This is a genomic window from Bartonella chomelii (assembly GCF_014138465.1).
Taxonomy (GTDB): domain Bacteria; phylum Pseudomonadota; class Alphaproteobacteria; order Rhizobiales; family Rhizobiaceae; genus Bartonella; species Bartonella schoenbuchensis.
The window spans coordinates 138,740-157,713 of record NZ_JACJIR010000003.1; the positions used below are offsets into that span (position 1 = coordinate 138,740).

The window sequence follows — 18,974 nt, forward strand, 5'->3', positions numbered from 1 at the left end:
GCGATTTTTTTATCGCTTTAAGATAACTTAAATCTATTTTACAGGAAAAATGTATATTAGCTACATGAACGATAACGTACTTTACCATGTGCTATTTTTAATGCATCTTCTTTTAATTCTAAGACTAATAATCGTTTGGGGTCCACTGGCGCAGGCATTTGTATTTGCCTATGTTGTACATTTTTAAAATTGAAACGGCCATAGTAATCCTTATCCCCAATTAAAATAACTAAAGGAACATTACAATTTTCTGCCGCTTGTAATGCCATACGTACTAATTTGCTTCCTACACCAATATTTTTATGGTCAGGCAGAACAACAAGAGGACCTAGCAGATAAGCAGTTTGTACACCAATGTATATAGGAGTCATCCTCACAGAACCAATAACATGGTCTTCCAAACAAGCAACAAAAGAAAGCTGACGATCATGCTTACCATCTTCTCGCAGTAAATAACTTGCACGCACAAAACGACCCGGACCAAAAACTGTTTGATTAATTTGATTAATTTGAGCATCATGATTAATTGTTTCAGGCCAATAACTTATCGTATTATCAGTTGCAGAAAAAGGAGCGCAAGATTGAGAAGTAGACGATGAGTTTATCATAGATCGTTCCTAAAAAATTAATATGCAAACAAAAAGTCAATTATTTCAGTTTAAAAAATTTTGTTTCATTATCACTATTTTTCACACATTACCCACCCCATTTGAAAAACCTTGCTTTTAGCACTCTTTTCTAAAACCGTAAATGCTTGCAAAGTTTTCTTAAAACTTTCTAGCAAACTGTTCTTACCTTATACCCCTCTACCGCTCCTAACAATAAACCGGCTTATTTTTCTATTGCCTAAATTGTTTTCAGTACTATGCTAATATTTATGTTTTATCTTGCCCATATATCGGATGTGCACCTTTCACCTCTCCCACAACCTTCTTTATCTGAGCTTTTTGGGAAGCGTCTTACTGGCTATTTTAATTGGCAAAAAAAACGCAAAAGCCAAATGACAACAAGTGTTTTAGACACTTTAATGCACGCATTGAAAAAGGAAAAACCTGATCATCTTGTAATTTCTGGTGATCTCGTCAATCTTTCTCTAGATAAAGAATTTGAACAAGCATGCCGTTGGTTGCGTGCACAAGGCCATCCTGAAAATATTTCTTTAACACTCGGTAATCATGATGCTTATGTTCGTGGAGCATTTCAAAAAGCCTGTATAGCCTTTCAACCTTGGATCACAGGTGATATTCTTCAAAATAATGTTTTTCCTTATATGCGCGTTCGCGATAATGTGGCCATTATCAGTGCTTCTTCAGCCATCGCTACACCATTTTTCCAAGCTGCTGGCTATTTTGACAAAATGCAAGCACAAACTTTATCCCAACTTTTAAATGAAGCTGCAGCACGCGATCTCTTTCGTATTGTGATAATACATCACCCTCCTTTTCATAATGCTACTTCTTGGTATAAAAAATTATGGGGTATAGAAAAATTTCTAGACGTTATAAAACACCATGATTGTGAGCTTATTCTCCATGGCCATACTCACCTACCTACATTAAACTTCATTGAAGGAAAAATGAAAAAAGTTCCTATTGTTGGTGTTTCTTCTGCATCACAAGCCTTTGGAAGTAAGAAGCCACCTGCCAATTTCAACTTATTTGCTATTGAGCGCTCTCATCAGCAATGGCACTGTCAATTACAACGTCATAGTATTATTAATCAAAACAATGAAATAATGTGTACTGAAAAAATTGATCTTTAGTATTTTAAACTATTAATCCAAAAATATCCTGTGGCTCAGACTTCTTAAAACAATATTATAATCAACTACAAAACTCAGAGTTACCGATATAATAGCCGTAATATTATCAAGTATAATACCGCATATTTTACCGACGCATTACTTTCATATAACATCTCACTATTATGACCCCCCTTGCTAAAATAAATATCTACAATAATCCATGATTGCTATTTCTATAGCTATACAAAATTCGATTATGCATTGCGCATAGAAAAAACAAATAAAAAGGAAATTTCTCACAAAGAAGGAATAGTCATCGTACCAGGAGGAAACTTGGCTTCATTTTCAGGTTCTATATGAATAGTAATACGTGCATTTTTAAATTCAACTCTAATTGCTTCCTCAACTTTATTACAAATTTGATGTGCTTCTCCCACCAGCATCGCAGTTGGTACAACTAAATGAAACTCTATAAAAGTAACCCTACCAGCAATACGCGTGCGTAAATCATGTATTTCAATAGCCCCACATGCATTTGCTAAAATAAGATCATTAATCCGCATGGTTTCATTTAATTCAACTCCAACATCCATTAATCCTTGAACAGAATTATGAATCACTTTCCAACCTTGCACAAGAATATGAATAGCAACCATTATTGCCAAAATTGGATCTAAAATAGTCCATCCACTTATGAAAGCAGCAATAAGTCCTACTAAAATGCCAAAAGAAGTTAAAACATCCATCATTACATGTGCTCCATCAGCCTTAAGAGCTGGTGAATGATGAATTTTTCCTTGTCGAATAAGAATCAAACCCCAAAAATAATTTATGATACAAACTGCAATATTAATACCAACCCATATTCCAGGCTGCTGCGGTAATTCAGCAGTCGAAAGAGCTAGCCATGCTTTTCTTAAAATCATAATTGCTGCAATAATGATCAATACACCTTCAAAAATAGCAGAAAAATATTCCGCCTTATGATGCCCAAAAGGATGCTTTTGATCAGCTGGCTTTAGACTTATTTTAACAGCCCACCAGGTCGCTAATGCAGCAATTATATTAACAATTGATTCCAAAGCATCAGAATAAAGTGCAACCGAACCGGTAATCTGATAAGCCCAATATTTCAAAGCAAAAACGATACAAGCCACTAAAATAGACCATAGTGTTAATCTTTGTATCTTTATCTTTGTACTCATAACCACACACCGTTCTCTATTAAATGAGGCACAATATTTTGAGCAGCATACCTATAAACATTATTGATATGCCTTTACACCATTCCTCAATATCAGATAGCTTTAAAATAAAATAAAACAATTACCGTGGGCCTCTTCTGTTCGTGCAAAAATTGCCACACCACAAACCATACTAAATCAACTGTAACGATTTGAATTTCTCCCATAAAAAGAAGAGACAATTGTTAAAACAATACCAGATATATCAACCCAACTGTTATAATCGCTTATTGAATAGACTGAACACTCTTGTTGCCTTATAATTGAGAAACAATTTTCTTAAACACACTTTATACTTACGTAATACTTACATATTTCTTATGACCATTTTCATTCAGCATAGCTGTTACTTCATAAAGTACAAAAAAGCCAGTTAATATTATTGTTGTGATTTCATTCCCAAATGCATCAAAACTTATGGTTGTTATAAATAATTCTACTTAAAGAAAAACCATAAAGTAGACAGAATATTCATCACAAAATTTTTATTTTGTGGTCTATAGCGTGTAATTCAAAAAATTATTTTTAGCCATAGAAAAAAGCATTTTTATAAATACCATTCCCATAAAAAAGAATCTGGGCATTGGGGACCCAGATTCTTTTCCCCTAGAAAGGGACTACAGTCTTAGGAAATAGCGGGGACCTAAGACACTGTACCCGAATAAAACACTGTTGTGTGTTGCACTCGGTAGTTGTGTTTTATACCTATAGTTGTATTATGTCAATATATATTCTACTTTAAATTTAAAAATAATACATCTTTTTTGTCTCCCCATTCAATCAAGAAGACACAGCATTCACTACGCTGGTGATTTAGAAAAAATAATGTTAGAAGCTCTATATGACTTTAAATATCACAACAATCCACGAAACTGATGACCCACGCTTGGAAGCTTATCGTAATATTCGTGAAAAAGATCTCGTTGGACGACAACATCAATTTATTGCTGAAGGCAAAGTAGTATTGTCAGCATTGCTGCATTCAAAAGATTTTTCTGCCTTGTCATTGCTTATTGTAGCAGCACGCCTTCTTGGAATTATGCCTATTTTAAAAGCAACAAAACCAACCTGTCCTATTTATTGTGTTCCACAAAAAGTCATGGATGATATTGCTGGTTTTCATGTTCATCGTGGTATGCTTGGTATTGGTGAACGTAAAACTTTACCATCATTACAAGATTTTTTACAAAATCTTCCAGAAAAAACCTTGGTGCCAGTTTTATGTGGTATTTCTAATCATGATAATATGGGTGCTATTTTTCGCAATGCAGCCGCTTTTGCCAGCCATGGTATTATTGTTGATAAAACTTCATGTGATCCGCTATATCGAAAAGCAATTAGAGTTTCTGTTGGTGCTGCTCTAAAAATACCTTACACACAAGGCGCTGATATTGATAGCATTATTGAAGCTTTAAATGATGCAGACTTTCATCTTTATGCCCTTTCCCCTTCTGCCCCACGCTATCTCAAAGAAGCAAAATCAACAAAACGCACTGCAATTATTTTAGGAGCGGAAGGTGATGGTTTGCCCGCTCATATTCTACAAAAATCAGAGACCCTACGCATTCCTATGGCTTATGGTTTTGATAGCCTCAATGTTGCTACCGCATCAGGTATTGCATTAGCACATTTTGCTGATTTTGATAAACTCAACTAAAAATGAGAATATTTTAAACCGTAAATACCCATTTTATTAGCTTACTATTTTATTTGCACGCAATAGCTTCTTTAGTCTGAGGAAAAGTAATAGTTTTTGTTTCTAAATTATGCAAAACTTGTTTCAGCATTGCCTCAGCACCTGCAGAACGTTCTGAATGTGTAATAAACCCACCCCCAAGAACACGCGCCTCATTACTATTTTCATTATAAAAAACACAGGCTTGCCCAGGAGCAACCCCACTTTCGCTTTCTAATAAATCAACAGAAAAAACACCATTTTGATAATGTAAACGAGCTGGACGTGGAGGGCGCGTTGAACGAATTTTGACTACTATATCAATACCATTAGGAGGAAAATTGTCTAATTGCTCATCACCAAGCCAATTTACATCACGCAAAAAAAGTTTATGCGTTTCTAACATCTCCCGCGGACCAACAATAACGCGCGCATTTTCCGCGTCGAGATAAACTACATAAAGTGCCTCACCAGTTGCAATCCCAATGCCGCGACGTTGACCAACAGTATAATTGATAATTCCTGAATGTTCACCCAAAATTTGCCCATTGATATGCATAATAATTCCAGGATTTGTAGATTCTGGGCGCAATTTCGTGATAACATCAGAATATTTTCCTTGTGGAACAAAGCAAATATCTTGGCTATCATGCTTATCGGCAACAACAAAACCCATTTCTGCTGCTATTTCACGAACACGTGCTTTTGGAAGATCTCCAAGTGGAAAACGCAAATAATCAATTTGCTCTTGTGTCGTTGCAAAAAGGAAATAACTCTGATCACGGTCAGCATCAAGAGGGCGAAACAATGCTCGATGCGCACCACAAGAACGACTGCGAATATAATGACCTGTTGCCAAAGCATCTGCACCTAATTCACGTGCAGTTGCTAATAAATCAGAAAATTTAACAGTTTGATTGCAAGCCACACATGGAACAGGGGTTTCTCCATGTGTATAACTTTCTGTAAAAGGATCAATTACAGCTTCACGAAATCGCTCTTCGTAATCAAGAACATAATGAGGTATCTTTAATGTTTCTGCTATACGACGGGCATCTTCAATATCTTGTCCTGCACAACACGACCCCACACGATGCGTTGCAACACCATGATCATAAAGTTGCAAAGTAATTCCAACCACATCATAACCTTCTTTTTTTAAAAGGCCTGCCACAACAGACGAATCAACGCCTCCAGACATTGCAACAACAATACGAGAGTTTTCGGGCTGTCCTGGCAAATCAAGGCTATTTAAAGACATATGCTCATTCTCTACTTAAAATATGCTCTAGTAAGTGGATTGTTTTCATATATATACACACTATCCATTATCTCTTTATATTGTTTTTTTATCCTTCCTACAACTAATAGTATTGGATTTTTAAAGAAGCGACGCAAAATGCAAAGGGACAGATAAAAAACAAAGAAAACAGCTTTTTTCATTTTTTTAAAATAAAAAACCTTATTGAAAATATTATAATATACTGTTTTATTTATCTTTTATCTGCCCCTTTGCATTTGAATCGATTTTATTAATTTTTTTTCAACGTGTTTAGTTCTTTTTTAAAGCTCACGCTTTACAAGCATCTCAGGTCCTTGAACAAAAGTAGAGAATACAATGACCGATTTGATAAAAACACAAATAAAATATGTGATTGGCCCGGATGGTAGTCCACTGACAATTACCGACCTGCCACCACCAACAACAAGGCGTTGGGTTATCCGCCGTAAAGCTGAAGTTGTTGCTGCTGTCAGAGGTGGATTGTTAAGTCTTGATGAGGCGTGTCAACGCTATACTTTGACTGTAGAAGAGTTTCTCTCATGGCAAAGTTCGATTGATGAACACGGCTTAGCTGGATTACGGACAACAAGAATCCAACAATACAGGCATTAATTGCCATTGATAGTGATGGATTTTCAGGCCTTATACTTAAAAAATAGCCAGATTTTTTAAATCTGGCTATTTTCTATTATAATCTACAAACTAAAAATTTATATCTAATCTACAGTTTGTATCATTCAATCATAAAGTGCGAGATTTTACCAAAACATAGTCATTACTCACCCACGGCCCTCTTATTTTCTCGCACTTCAAGAACTTGCATACGTTGCAATTCCGTTTCAACTTCATGTAAAGTAATCTCAGCATTTGTTTTTTGAAGCTGTAAATCACGAATTGAATCTGTTAAATTATCGTGCCGCTTCCGCGCTGCACGAGCAACAGTCGAATAAGCAAAATGATGAATGTTATCATTTCCAGATTTACGTTCTTCACTGGCAATTTGTGCTTCTAACTCTAGCACCATTTGTTCAAATTCTTTGATCATTATTTCAAGCTGTGCAATTTCACGACGCTTCTCACGTGCTTGAAACATTTTTAATCTTACCATATTCTGCTGTGGCTTCATACTCATTACTCCTTGATTGCGCTAACAAAGAACGCACATTTCCCCTCTGACAACAGACTTTTAGTACCATCTTTTCAACAAAAAAAGTAAACCATTCTTTTTAAGTCGAAAAATAACTCTTTTCTGCCTTCTTTAAAATACTTAATAAACACAATGTGTTTACAAAGCATCAACTACTTATTCATTTTTCATTTCTATTATAGAATCAAAGAAACTTAAAACACAATAAATAAACCTCATAATTTTGAACAAAAAATAATTGTAAATAATATATTATAAGATTTTTTTTAAGTAAAAAATTAATAAAATAGGTAACTAATTTTTCTACTTAATTAAGAAAAGTAAGATTCTTTCTAAAATATTTTATTAACCTCTTCCAAAAATGAAAATATTTTGTTAACCACTATCTCAGATAGTGGGGAGAAAATAGTGGTGATTGTTACGCGTACCACTACATTATTTACAAACACTTTTAATAGTTAAGTGTTTGATTTTGTTATTTTTTATCAATGGTAGTTCTACCAATTGTATACATAAAGAGCTCCTCTTGATTCGCAAGGAGCAAAGCGAGGAATTTTTAAAATGCGCGTATTATTAATTGAAGACGATAAAACAACCTCTCAAAGCATCGAATTGATGCTAAAATCAGGAAACTTTAATGTATACATTACTGATTTAGGTGAAGAGGGCGTCGATTTAGGTAAGCTTTATGATTATGATATCATTTTGCTTGATTTAAATTTACCTGATATGTCAGGTTACGATGTTTTGCGGACTTTACGATTAGCAAAAATAAAAACCCCCGTTCTTATTCTTTCAGGTATGAGTAGCATTGAAGATAAGGTGCGTGGTTTTGGTTTTGGGGCTGACGATTATATGACTAAGCCCTTTCATAAAGAAGAGCTAATTGCACGTATTCACGCTGTCGTGCGTCGTTCTAAAGGTCATGCACAATCAGTTATTGTCACAGGTGATCTTACTGTCAATCTCGACAATAAAACAGTTGAGATTGCGGGTCGTCCCGTTCATTTGACTGGTAAAGAATATCAGATGCTAGAGCTTCTTTCACTTCGTAAAGGAACCACACTCACCAAAGAAATGTTTCTTAATCATCTTTACGGTGGGATGGATGAACCAGAGCTTAAAATTATTGATGTCTTCATCTGCAAATTGCGTAAAAAATTGGATGCTGTATCATCGGGAGTTAATTATATTGATACAGTTTGGGGACGCGGTTATGTATTACGTGATCCATCTGAAGAAAATATACGCAAAACTGCTTAAATGATAAAACGCATAAGTATGGTCTTGGAATGTTAAGTGTGAAGTTTTATTTCTTAAATAAAGGTTTTACACAGTGGTTTCTTTTATACAAAAATGCTTGTGGGTTAGTTAAGAAAGGCTAAAGTCATTCTATTAACCCACAGGATTAGGGTATTTTCAGTATAGTATAAACAATTTCATTTAAAGCTTCTTTGTGCTTTCAAAAATAATATGACTATCAGTTTCATGTATGTTTAGTGTCATAGCTGTTAGCTCAGCCAGTAATATTGTATAGTAAAATTGAATTGCGTGAGCATCAATTGTTTCTTCCAATGCTTTTTTGTTGTATAATTCAACAAAACGAGGGGGAATACGTAAAATTTGACCGCAAATTTCAAATCGGAAAGAGCGTGTATTTATATCTTGTACAATCGTCACAACTATTTCACCACCACGGGAAATGGTTGTATTTGCAATTAATAATAAATTCAGTAAAAGCTTAACTTCATTTTTTGGTAAAAGCAAAGTGGGAGCTTGCCATTTCAAAATTGCCTTTTCTTCTGCCATATATTGCTGAGCAACCTGTTCAGCAAAACGAGTGTCTATCTGACTATCCACTGATCCTGAAGCACCAAAAGCTAATCGGAAAAATTGCAAGCATGCAGAAGCTTTTGAAACAGACGAACGCACCAATTGCAAAGCATCTTCTTCAACTCCTCCTTCATCATAAAGTTCCATCGCATTTTGAATGGCACCAATAGGTGAAATTAAATCGTGGCAAATACGGCTACAAAGCAGCGCAGTAAGATCGGCAAACTTCAAAGAAACAGCTGACGTCATAATTTATTGATAACTCCTGAACTTAGAAATTTAAAACTCATTTTACGCTAAAACTTTTAACATTCATTGCATATATGAAAATTAATAACTACATTAAAGAAATTTTGTGAGATAATTTTAAGGATTTAAACAGTTTTATGCCTTATTTTCTATTTAAATTGAATAAGAATTTTAACATCCTTTTATATGACAACTAAAAAGAAAATCCCATGACTCTCTCTTTTTTATCACGCTGGACTACAAATATTGTACTTTTAATAGCTCTTTTATTTGTAACGGTAGGTTCTGCAAACGCTGAACTTCAACCAATGGACAAGAATAAATATTATTCAATGCAAGAAATTATCGGTTCTGGCCATAATTTTTTTGGACAAACCACAAATAATCTAGCAACTGCAATTGAAAATATCTTTTCGCGATATGGTCTTCCAAATGCTTATATTTTAGGAGAAGAAGCTTCCGGTGCTTTTTTTGCTGGATTAACTTATGGTGAAGGGCAAATCTTTACCAAAAATTACGGTCAGCATAAAGTCTTTTGGCAAGGGCCATCTGTAGGGTGGGATTTTGGCGGTCAAGGCTCTCGTTTAATGATTCTAATTTATGATCTCAATGATATAAACAATTTATGGGGACGTTATGGTGGTATTTCAGGTTCAGCCTATTTAGTTGCGGGAGTCGGTTTTCACGCTCTTAAACGTAATAATACTTTATTGATTCCAGTACGTACAGGGGTTGGTGCACGTCTTGGCATTAATATGGGATATTTAAAGTTAACCCCCATGCCAACATGGAATCCATTTTAAACAATTGTATTAAAGAAATTATGCGAATTAATCGACTCTTCTTTTATTCTTAGCGTTTCCATTTTCTGGATTTAAGAAGACGTGTCGTTCTTTTTATTTGGCAAAATACTTTTTGCCTCATACATCAATTTATTTTCATAACAGTTCCGTTATCACTCAATGCAATACAAGAAAGCTATGATTTTTATGCTCAAGTATGCTATAAAACTGATATACAATGACAAAAATACAATTTTTTCAAAGATAAAATTCAATTCAATCAAGCAAAAAGCAATTTTATCCGATTGTCTCTACCCATATAATGGGCTTCATATCCCTTTAAACAGGAGCTAAATCACATAAAAACAAGCAACATATTCTTGTGATAAATCTCTTATAACGGAAACTAACGCCATGCGTAAAAAAATAGAAGATTTTCAACAACGCTTATTAAAAATTCAAATCGATGACCTTAACAGTGATTCTAGCAATCAACTACTCAATGAGCTGCGTAAAGAAACAAAAGAATTAGCAGCTACATTAGCTGCCCAAATAGCCTTAAAAGAAGGTGAAAATTCACCCATCAATACATTGATCAAAAACTCTAAAAGTAAAAGTGACCTTGCATCCTATATTCGCCAAAAAACAATTCGTACTACATAAATATTTTCGATATAAACTGTCTTAAAAACAATATTAGCTAACGTTTATACATTAAGAAGTTACTGAAGCCGTTAATGGTGGTTGCAATTTTCCTCTTATGTTTAAAATTATACACCTTTTAACGATAAAAATTTCTTATGTGTTGAATAATTACATCCTGATCACTTTGCGATAAATAAGGATGCATAGGCAAACTTAAAACACAATCTGCTAAAGATTCAGAAACAGAAAGAGAACCCTTCACGTAGGGAAAATGTTTATAAGCTGGTTGTAAATGCAATGGAGTATTATAATAAACCATTGTAGGAATGTTGTTTTTTTGTAAATACATCTTTAATTGATCGCGATTTTTCACCTTAATAGTATATTGTGCATAAGCACAACGAATATCCTCTCCCACTTCTGGAACTGTTACAATATCTTTTAAACCATTAGAATAACGCTGAGCAATTGCCATACGCCTTTCCATCTCATCTTCAATGATTGCAAGTTTTTCTAATAAAATTGCAGCTTGAATTGTATCCAACCGTGAATTTAAACCAATACGAACATTATCATATTGTGTTTTCCCTTTACCATGAAACAAAATTGAACGTAAAAGCGTTGCCAGATCACCATCATTGGTCATCATAGCGCCTCCATCACCGTAACATCCTAATGGTTTTGCTGGATAAAAGCTTGTTGCTGCAACATCACCAAAAGCCCCGCACATAACATTACTTATTTTACCACCTATCGCTTGAGCAGTATCTTCAATAACAAAAAGATTTTCTTTCGCAGCTATTGCAGAAATTGTTTTATAATCAGCAGGTAGCCCAAACAAATCAACCGAAATAATTGCTTTTGGCTTGAGCTGCCCCTCTTTCTTTATCATTTCGATTGCTTCACCAAGTTTATCAACGTCAATATTGAACGTATCTGGCAAAACATCCACAAAAACAGGTTTTGCTCCTACCAAAGCAACAACCTCAGCTGTTGCAGAAAACGTAAAGCTTGGGCAAAAAACAGCATCACCTGGACCAATATTTTTAGCCATAAGGGGCATCATCAATGCATCAGTTCCATTGGCACATGCAACCACATGTTTAACGCCAAGATAATCCGCCAATTTTTCTTCAAATTCCGTTACTTGCGGCCCTAAAACATATTGACCACTGGCCACCACATGCGCAATTGCGGCATTAATTTTCTCTTCAATGCGTGCGCGCTGCGCCCCAAGGTCGATAAATTGCATATTAACTCCATTGATAATTACAAGAATATGAAAATACTATCTATTTTTCATCTCCGATGATTGATATTAGCAGCGATTAAAGTTCGTAAAACAGCAAGAGCATCATCGCCATTTGTACGAGGTGTCTGACGCGTTTCAATACAATGAAGAAAATGCTGCAATTCACAAGTAAGTGGTAAACCCTCACAAATATCAATATAATTTAATTCATCAGAATGAAAAGCCCACTCTTTATTTTCTTGCCAAACAGAAAAGCGGCAAAATGCTAATTTACGATTCCACGGTTCCATATCATCAAATACAAGCATAGCTTTTGTACCAACGACTATTAAACGTCTTTCACGATAAGGACTAAGGCGTGAAGTAAAAAGGTGGCTGCGTATACCATTTGGAAACGCCATATGAATATGTGCAAAATCAGAAAGTTGATCAATCACTGCAGAACCCTCTCCCCGAATTTCAGAAGGTTCACACCCTGTCAACGCAAAAATCATTGAAAGATCATGAGGAGCAAGATCCCATAGGGCATCACTTTGCATATGAAATTTTCCAAAACCTAATCGGTGAGAATAAATATAACGCACATCTCCCAATTCTTGATTCATCACTAATTCACATATTTTTTCAAAAGCAGGATGAAAACGTAAAACATGGCCTACCATAAAAATCCGCCCATGTTCATTAGCCACATGAACTTGGCGCTCAGCATCAGCCATATTTAAAGCAATTGGTTTTTCAACCAAAATATCTTTACCATTTTTTAGAGCACGTAGTGCATTGTCTGTATGAAATTGTGGAGGGAGTGCTAATACAATCGCATCAATATCCCCATGAGTAAAAAGATCATCAGGCTCTATAGCTGCAACGTTATGCGCGTTTGCAAAACTCATAGCCCGATTAGAATCAATATCAGAAACTGCTGCTAAAGCTCCAAGACTTTGGAGTGTTCGTATATGATTCCCACCCCAATACCCGCATCCTAAAACCGCTACACGTGGTGTCATTTTTACACCTTATCTGCCTAACTCTATGAAAATTATATTTCCATTCATTCCATATCGGGGATGAAATAGAATGACAAGAGAAAAGCTTAAAAACGATGCTTGACATCTCACTATTCTACCTCTTATATCCGCCAAAGATAAAATTGTTTTGTAATATCTTTCTGTTTTGGCGGAGTAGCTCAGTAGGTTAGAGCAGAGGAATCATAATCCTTGTGTCGGGGGTTCGAATCCCTCCTCCGCTACCAGCACTTTTTATAGCACTTTTAAAAGGAATTTTGTACCATTGGTTTTTGACGAATTCTATTAGATAATTATAAACAACTTTTTAGAGAAGAATAATAGTAAAACTTCTAAATCAACAAACAATTATATTGCTAAAATTTTAGGCACCAAGCCCATATTTATAAAATGTTTTTATAATAAAGAGGCAAAAAAATCGAAAGATAGAGAGAATTTTTTATTTTAGCACAAGAGATCCAAAATAAAGAAAACCTCTCCCATTTTTGTAAAACCAATTATGCTCTCTCTTCTTCACAAGAAATTGGCTTAGTACTCGCTTTAAGAAACATTTTTGTATAATCATGTTGTGCACGCAAATGACGCAAATTACTATTACTTAACTCTTCCAAAATAACGCCTTGATGCATAATTCCAATACGCTCACATATATGCGCAACAACAGGAAGATCATGAGATACCATTAAATAGGTTAATTGTTTTTCTTCTCGTAATGATTTCAACAAATTCAAAATTTCAGCCTGCACAGATACATCCAGTGCAGATGTTGGCTCATCTAGTAATAAAACTTCTGGCTCAATAATCAAAGCACGTGCAAGAGCAATACGCTGACGCTGCCCTCCTGACAACTCATGTGGATAACGGTAAAGAAATGAAGAATCTAACCCAACAGAATGCAAAACATCGTGCACCCTTTCCTTTTGATTATCCATGCCATGAATCGTAAGAGATTCCGAAAGAACCGTATGCACCATTTTCCTTGGATGAAGCGAAGCATAAGGATCTTGAAAGACCATTTGAATACGGCGTAAAAAAGTTTTACTTTTTTTCTTTAATACTTCCTGTCCATCAAAGGTAAAATACCCCCTATAATCGGGAATAAGCCCAACTAATGCATTCAAAATGGTTGATTTTCCGCATCCTGATTCACCAATCAGACCATAAGATTCACCACGCTTAATATGAAAATTGACTTTCTTAACAACCTCTACCGCCTTGTGCCCACGCCCAAAGGTTACAGACAAATCAAAAACCTCAATAATATTTTTACAATTGGTCATGGTAAGTTCCTTCAATGCCATTAACAATTGTTGGGCCATGTAGCCAATCAGGGTTCCGCTCAGGAACAGACAAAACGCCAACTGGTTTATCAAGCTGTGGTAAACTTTGTAAAAGAGCCTTAGTATAGGGATGACATGCACGAGATAAATCACGTGCAGGCAGCTCTTCCAATATACGACCGGCATACATCACTAAAACACGATCACAAAAATCAGCAATCAGATTTAAATCATGACTAATGAAAATAAGTCCCGCTCCAGACTTTGTTACAAGTTCATCCAATATTGCTAAAACCTGACATCTCACAGTGACATCAAGTGCAGATGTTGGCTCATCTGCAATAATCAAATCAGGCTTAGGGATAAGCATCATAGCGATCATAACACGCTGCCCCATTCCACCTGATATTTCATGAGGAAATAACCGCATAATACGTTCAGGATCGCGAATATGCACAGATTCCAACACAGAAATTGTTCTTTCCCATGCCTCCATTTTTGAAACACGATAATGAATACGGTAAGCCTCCATAATCTGCTTCCCAATTCGCATCAATGGATTAAGTGAATATTTGGGATCTTGTAAAATCATCGAAATACGTTTTCCCCGAATAGAGCGCATCTGATGCTCACTGGCAGCCAATAAATCTATATCATTGAAGCACATTTTTTGAGCTTTGATAATTGCTGATCTTGGATTTAATTTTAAAATCGCACGCCCAGTTGTTGATTTTCCAGACCCAGATTCTCCAACAATTCCAATTTTCTCTTTTCCTACAGCAAAACTAACGCCACGTACAACCTCTAAAATACCACGCGTTGTAGGAAATGAAATGCGTAAATCTTTTATTTCTAATAATTTTTTATCCATTGCGCGGATCCAATATATCACGAAGTCCATCACCTAAAAGATTGAAGGCAAGACTTGTAAGCAATATTGCACAACCTGGTACTGCTGCCAACCACCAACTTGTCATCATAAATTCACGACCAGTCGAAAGCATAACGCCCCATTCAGGAGTTGGTGGCTGAGCACCCAATCCCAAAAAACCAAGACCAGCAGCCGTTAAAATAATTGCAGACATATTTAATGTTAACCGTACAATCACTGAAGGAATACACATTGGTGCTATATGAAACAAAATAATTCGCCACATTGATGCACCTTGTAGAAAAACCGCTGCAACATAATCAGATGAACGTATGGTCAAAGTTTCTGCACGCGCCAAACGTGCTATTGGTGGCCACGCTGCCATTGAAATTGCAATTGCTGCATTTTCAATACCTGGCCCTAAAGCTGCTGAAAAAGCAAGTGCTAAAATCAAACTTGGGAACGCAAGAAAAATATCTACAATACGCATTAAAACCGTATCAACCCACCCCCCCATATAACCAGATATAGTGCCTACAATCAGTCCTATTGGACCTACAATAATTGTCGTTAAAAAAACAATATAAAGAGTAATACGTGCACCAAAAATTAATCGACTAAAAATATCACGGCCCAACTCATCAGTCCCAAAATAATGTAGCATAGACGGTGGTTGCAATCGATGAGTAAGATCATTGCTGGCAATATCATAGGTAGCAATCCAAGGCGCAAAAATCGCGCACAAAAGAATAACAAGGATAATAGCTAATCCCAATACAGCTGAAAAATTACGAAAAAAAATGGTCAATGAATAATAAAATCTTTGTATATTTGCCTGGATTGTTGACTGTGGAACAGATTCATTCAACCAACGACTCAAAGAAAATGACGATCGCGGATTATTATGATTACTTATTGTCATATCAACGTGTCCTTGGATCAAAAAGCTGATAAAGCAAATCAGAAAATAAATTAATAGCGACAGAAAAACACCCTATAAGCAGCGTACAACCTACAACCGCGTTCATATCTCCTGCAAAAAGCGCATTAGTCAAATAACGCCCGAAACCAGGCCAAGCAAAAACTGTTTCTGTCAACACAGCACCTTCTAACAAAAACGCATAAGAAAGGCCAACCACAGTAATAATCTGAACAGCAGAATTACGAAAAGCATGGCCCCAAACTGTTCGAGCCCATGACAACCCTTTAACACGTGCTGTAAGAATATATTCCTGATTAAGCTGTTCAATCATAAACCCACGAGTCATACGGCTAATATAAGCCATAGCACCAAAAGCTAGAATTAAGGCAGGCATAATAATGTGACTAAAAACGTTGCCAAAAACTTCCCATTGACCCTGCATAGCAGAATCCCAAAGAAATAAACCTGTTTTGGGTTCGAAAGAATATTCATAAAGAAAATCAATACGCCCTGGCCCACCAATCCAGCCAAGTTTAGCGTAAAATACTAATAACGCCATCAATCCAAGCCAAAAAGCTGGTGTTGAATAACTTATCAACGTAAAAATACGAACGAAATAATCAACAAATGAATTACGATACATTGCTGCAAAGACCCCTAACGGAATACCCAAACTCGTGCCAATAATAACAGCAACCGTTGCAAGTTCCAGCGTTGCAGGAAACACACGTAAAATATCTTCCAAAACAGGACGCCCAGAAGTCAAAGCATCCCCCAAATCAAATAGAAAAATATTTTGAAGATAACTCCAATATTGTACAATCAATGGCTGATCGAGACCTAATTTATAAAACATTGTGTCATAAGCTTCCTGACTAATGTTATCACCCAGGATAGCAATAACAGGGTCTAAAGGTAAAAGACGACCAATAAAAAAAGTGATTGTCACTAAACCAAACAATGTAATTAATATCGAAATTAACAGCTTAAATGACCTAAAGAAAAAAGGCCATACATGCAGATTTCTCTGCTTTTGTGTTAATGCCACATCAGCTTTTGAATCCGATAAAACCATTATGGTAATTCCCCACACACTTATAAAACCTATGCTTTGCGATCTTTCCTAGCCATATAAAAAACACATTGCACTCGCACACTCATATGACCCTTATTCGTAACAGAATTGCAACTTATTTTTCTGCTTCACTATAGCGAATTTCAAAACTATTCCAAAACCATTTTTTGATTTTAGGCCCCATACCAATGATATAATAGGTCTGAAATAAATAAGCCATAGGACCATGATAAAGAATATAATGCTGCAAATTGCGATATTGTTCAAAGCGTTTATTTTGATCTTTCTCAGATAAAGCATCCATCACCATTTTATTAACCTTTACATCATAATAGCCAGCCCGCCAAGCTAAATACATGTTGTGCTTTTGAGTAAATGTTGGATCAGGATTAAAAACATGACGTGTTGAAGACAAATGTCCATCGGGAATTGTTGTATGCCACCCCATTATAGCAATGTCATAATTTCCTCCACGAACGCGGCTTAACAATTGAGTTTGTGTCATTTTTTCAATTGTAAGATCAACCCCGATTTTGCGCGCATTTTCTTGGATAGATTGTGCAACAGATGACATATAGGAAAGACTACCAATTAAAAGATTTGCTTTAAATCCATCTGGATAACCTGCTTCACTTATTAATTGTTTTGCCTTTTTTAAATCCAACTCAAATGGCATTCCTTCTTTTTCATCCAAAGCGCCTGGTATGCCTAATGGCATATAGCTTGCACGAGGAATTGCAATACCTTTCAAAACTGTTTTACCAAGATTGTCATAATCAACAAGATAACGCAACGCCAACCTTACTTTTTCATGAGCCAAAATTTCTCTTTTATTATTCAACGATAGATAAACAGATTGTGGCCGCAAAATACGATTAATCTTGATAGGCCCTCCTTGTTTTTCAATATCTAAAACATCTTCTGAAGAAAGATCACGTGCTATATCCACATCACCCTTTTCTAAAAGTAATCTCTGACTTGTTGATTCAGCCACATGAAGCACCAAGATTTGTTGAATTTTGGGTTTCTCTCCCCAATAATGTTGGGTGGCTTGTAAAACAACCCGTTCCCCAGGGAGCCAGCGGACCAACTTATAAGGACCAACACAAGCTGAATGAGTAGCTAAGTACTTATTCCCCATATCACCGTTAACACTATTTGTTTCAAGTGTTTTCCGGTCAAGCAAAGCAGCAGTATAAGTTTGCCCAATTGTAGCCAATATAAAATGAATAGGATAAGGTTTATCAAAGTCTAACTGTAAAGTTGTATCATCAAGAGCTTGAATGCTGGTTTCAACATTTTCTTTGGTAAACCCAAGATCTCCCAAAGATTGAGAAAAACCCAGATTTAATTTAATGATTCGTTGCATTGACCAAGCAAGATCTTTTGCAGTCGCCACCCTTCCATCATCAAATTTTAAATCATCACGAAGATGGAAAACAATTCTTTTTCCATTATCTAAAACATCCCAAGACCGAGCCATAGCAGGACGGATTTTTGTAGAATCATGTTTATCAAACTGTACCAAAGAACTACAAATATTACTCAATAATTCACTTGTTACAATTTCAACAGATTGGGCAGGGTCAAAATTACTGATTGAATCAATGTTCCATGCCATTACTAATGTATTTTTAGGCGGCATACTTAGCGCTACTGGCATTAAACTACTAAAAAAAACGATTAATCCTAATAAAGCACCAAAACTCTTAAGCATTACCTTTTTATTCCCTTTCACTCCCCTTTTTTACGGTGTTTTACTATTTCCAAATAAAGTGATTACGATTTCTTTATTGGCTTTTTTCTTACAAAACATTTGTGCGTACGTACTCACTCTACTTATCCAACTTAAACTCAAAAATGCTTTTAGTCTCTTTTCCCATACTTAAAGTTATAAATTACCCATAATATATGAGCAAGTGCACTAAGCAATATTACCTACCACGTGTTG

The 18,974-nt window shown here is 35.7% G+C and carries 18 protein-coding genes and 1 tRNA gene; 7 read left to right on the plus strand and 12 right to left on the minus strand.

Going from position 1 to position 18,974, the window contains the following annotated elements; genetic code table 11:
* Positions 1–56 precede the first annotated feature (56 nt).
* Positions 57–608: a GNAT family N-acetyltransferase gene (locus GGR10_RS04910; RefSeq protein WP_210268795.1), complete on the minus strand. Its 552-nt coding sequence runs from the start codon at positions 606–608 to the stop codon at positions 57–59.
* A 257-nt stretch (positions 609–865) separates the two neighbouring features.
* Here GGR10_RS04910 and GGR10_RS04915 point away from each other — a divergent pair, with 257 nt between their 5' ends.
* A complete protein-coding gene (locus GGR10_RS04915; RefSeq protein WP_182480184.1) occupies positions 866–1,762 on the plus strand; it encodes a metallophosphoesterase family protein in 897 nt (298 codons plus the stop codon).
* A gap of 278 nt (positions 1,763–2,040) precedes the next feature.
* On the opposite strand, the gene GGR10_RS04920 is transcribed toward GGR10_RS04915, so the two are convergent.
* Positions 2,041–2,949 carry a cation diffusion facilitator family transporter gene (locus GGR10_RS04920; RefSeq protein WP_182480185.1) on the minus strand — a complete coding sequence of 303 codons (909 nt, stop codon included), beginning with the start codon at positions 2,947–2,949 and terminating at the stop codon, positions 2,041–2,043.
* Between the two features lie 880 nt (positions 2,950–3,829).
* On the opposite strand from GGR10_RS04920, the gene GGR10_RS04925 reads away from it, so the two are divergent.
* Entirely contained in the window at positions 3,830–4,645 is an 816-nt protein-coding gene (locus GGR10_RS04925) for a TrmH family RNA methyltransferase (protein ID WP_010704074.1), read from the plus strand.
* Between the two features lie 49 nt (positions 4,646–4,694).
* On the opposite strand, the gene mnmA is transcribed toward GGR10_RS04925, so the two are convergent.
* On the minus strand, positions 4,695–5,924 hold the full coding sequence (gene mnmA, locus GGR10_RS04930; RefSeq protein ID WP_182480186.1) for a tRNA 2-thiouridine(34) synthase MnmA: 1,230 nt from the start codon (positions 5,922–5,924) through the stop codon (positions 4,695–4,697).
* A gap of 357 nt (positions 5,925–6,281) precedes the next feature.
* Between mnmA and sciP the strand changes: the two genes are divergently transcribed.
* Entirely contained in the window at positions 6,282–6,557 is a 276-nt protein-coding gene (sciP, locus tag GGR10_RS04935; RefSeq protein WP_007476752.1) for a CtrA inhibitor SciP, read from the plus strand.
* A gap of 163 nt (positions 6,558–6,720) precedes the next feature.
* On the opposite strand, the gene GGR10_RS04940 is transcribed toward sciP, so the two are convergent.
* Positions 6,721–7,071: a flagellar export protein FliJ gene (locus GGR10_RS04940; protein ID WP_182480187.1), complete on the minus strand. Its 351-nt coding sequence runs from the start codon at positions 7,069–7,071 to the stop codon at positions 6,721–6,723.
* Between the two features lie 582 nt (positions 7,072–7,653).
* Between GGR10_RS04940 and ctrA the strand changes: the two genes are divergently transcribed.
* Positions 7,654–8,355 (plus strand): response regulator transcription factor CtrA, encoded by a 702-nt coding sequence (gene ctrA / locus GGR10_RS04945; RefSeq protein ID WP_010704078.1) that lies wholly within the window; start codon positions 7,654–7,656, stop codon positions 8,353–8,355.
* 180 nt (positions 8,356–8,535) lie between these two features.
* Here ctrA and chpT read toward each other — a convergent pair whose 3' ends face one another.
* Positions 8,536–9,174, minus strand: coding sequence for a histidine phosphotransferase ChpT (chpT, locus tag GGR10_RS04950; RefSeq protein WP_182480188.1), 639 nt, complete (start codon positions 9,172–9,174; stop codon positions 8,536–8,538).
* A gap of 209 nt (positions 9,175–9,383) precedes the next feature.
* Between chpT and GGR10_RS04955 the strand changes: the two genes are divergently transcribed.
* Positions 9,384–9,977 carry a DUF1134 domain-containing protein gene (locus tag GGR10_RS04955; RefSeq protein WP_182480189.1) on the plus strand — a complete coding sequence of 198 codons (594 nt, stop codon included), beginning with the start codon at positions 9,384–9,386 and terminating at the stop codon, positions 9,975–9,977.
* Positions 9,978–10,370: 393 nt separating this feature from the next.
* Entirely contained in the window at positions 10,371–10,619 is a 249-nt protein-coding gene (locus tag GGR10_RS04960) for a hypothetical protein (RefSeq protein ID WP_182480190.1), read from the plus strand.
* Between the two features lie 118 nt (positions 10,620–10,737).
* Here GGR10_RS04960 and GGR10_RS04965 read toward each other — a convergent pair whose 3' ends face one another.
* Together GGR10_RS04965 and GGR10_RS04970 are read right to left on the minus strand one after the other, a co-directional pair.
* Positions 10,738–11,853, minus strand: coding sequence for a DegT/DnrJ/EryC1/StrS family aminotransferase (locus GGR10_RS04965; RefSeq protein WP_182480191.1), 1,116 nt, complete (start codon positions 11,851–11,853; stop codon positions 10,738–10,740).
* A 47-nt stretch (positions 11,854–11,900) separates the two neighbouring features.
* Positions 11,901–12,857, minus strand: coding sequence for a Gfo/Idh/MocA family protein (locus tag GGR10_RS04970; protein ID WP_182480192.1), 957 nt, complete (start codon positions 12,855–12,857; stop codon positions 11,901–11,903).
* 168 nt (positions 12,858–13,025) lie between these two features.
* Here GGR10_RS04970 and GGR10_RS04975 point away from each other — a divergent pair.
* Positions 13,026–13,102 (plus strand) — tRNA-Met (locus GGR10_RS04975).
* 270 nt (positions 13,103–13,372) lie between these two features.
* Here the strand turns inward: GGR10_RS04975 and GGR10_RS04980 are convergent.
* The 5 genes from GGR10_RS04980 to GGR10_RS05000 form a co-directional block, all read right to left on the minus strand.
* Positions 13,373–14,155, minus strand: coding sequence for an ABC transporter ATP-binding protein (locus GGR10_RS04980; RefSeq protein ID WP_182480193.1), 783 nt, complete (start codon positions 14,153–14,155; stop codon positions 13,373–13,375).
* Complete coding sequence (locus GGR10_RS04985; protein ID WP_182480194.1) at positions 14,142–15,026, minus strand: ABC transporter ATP-binding protein; 885 nt, start codon at positions 15,024–15,026, stop codon at positions 14,142–14,144. Before GGR10_RS04985 ends, GGR10_RS04980 begins: the two co-directional genes overlap by 14 nt.
* Positions 15,019–15,948, minus strand: coding sequence for an ABC transporter permease (locus GGR10_RS04990; RefSeq protein WP_182480195.1), 930 nt, complete (start codon positions 15,946–15,948; stop codon positions 15,019–15,021). Before GGR10_RS04990 ends, GGR10_RS04985 begins: the two co-directional genes overlap by 8 nt.
* Position 15,949: 1 nt before the next feature.
* Positions 15,950–17,023, minus strand: coding sequence for an ABC transporter permease (locus GGR10_RS04995; RefSeq protein WP_182480196.1), 1,074 nt, complete (start codon positions 17,021–17,023; stop codon positions 15,950–15,952).
* Positions 17,024–17,138: 115 nt separating this feature from the next.
* A complete protein-coding gene (locus GGR10_RS05000; protein WP_182480197.1) occupies positions 17,139–18,740 on the minus strand; it encodes an ABC transporter substrate-binding protein in 1,602 nt (533 codons plus the stop codon).
* Positions 18,741–18,974: the final 234 nt, after the last annotated feature.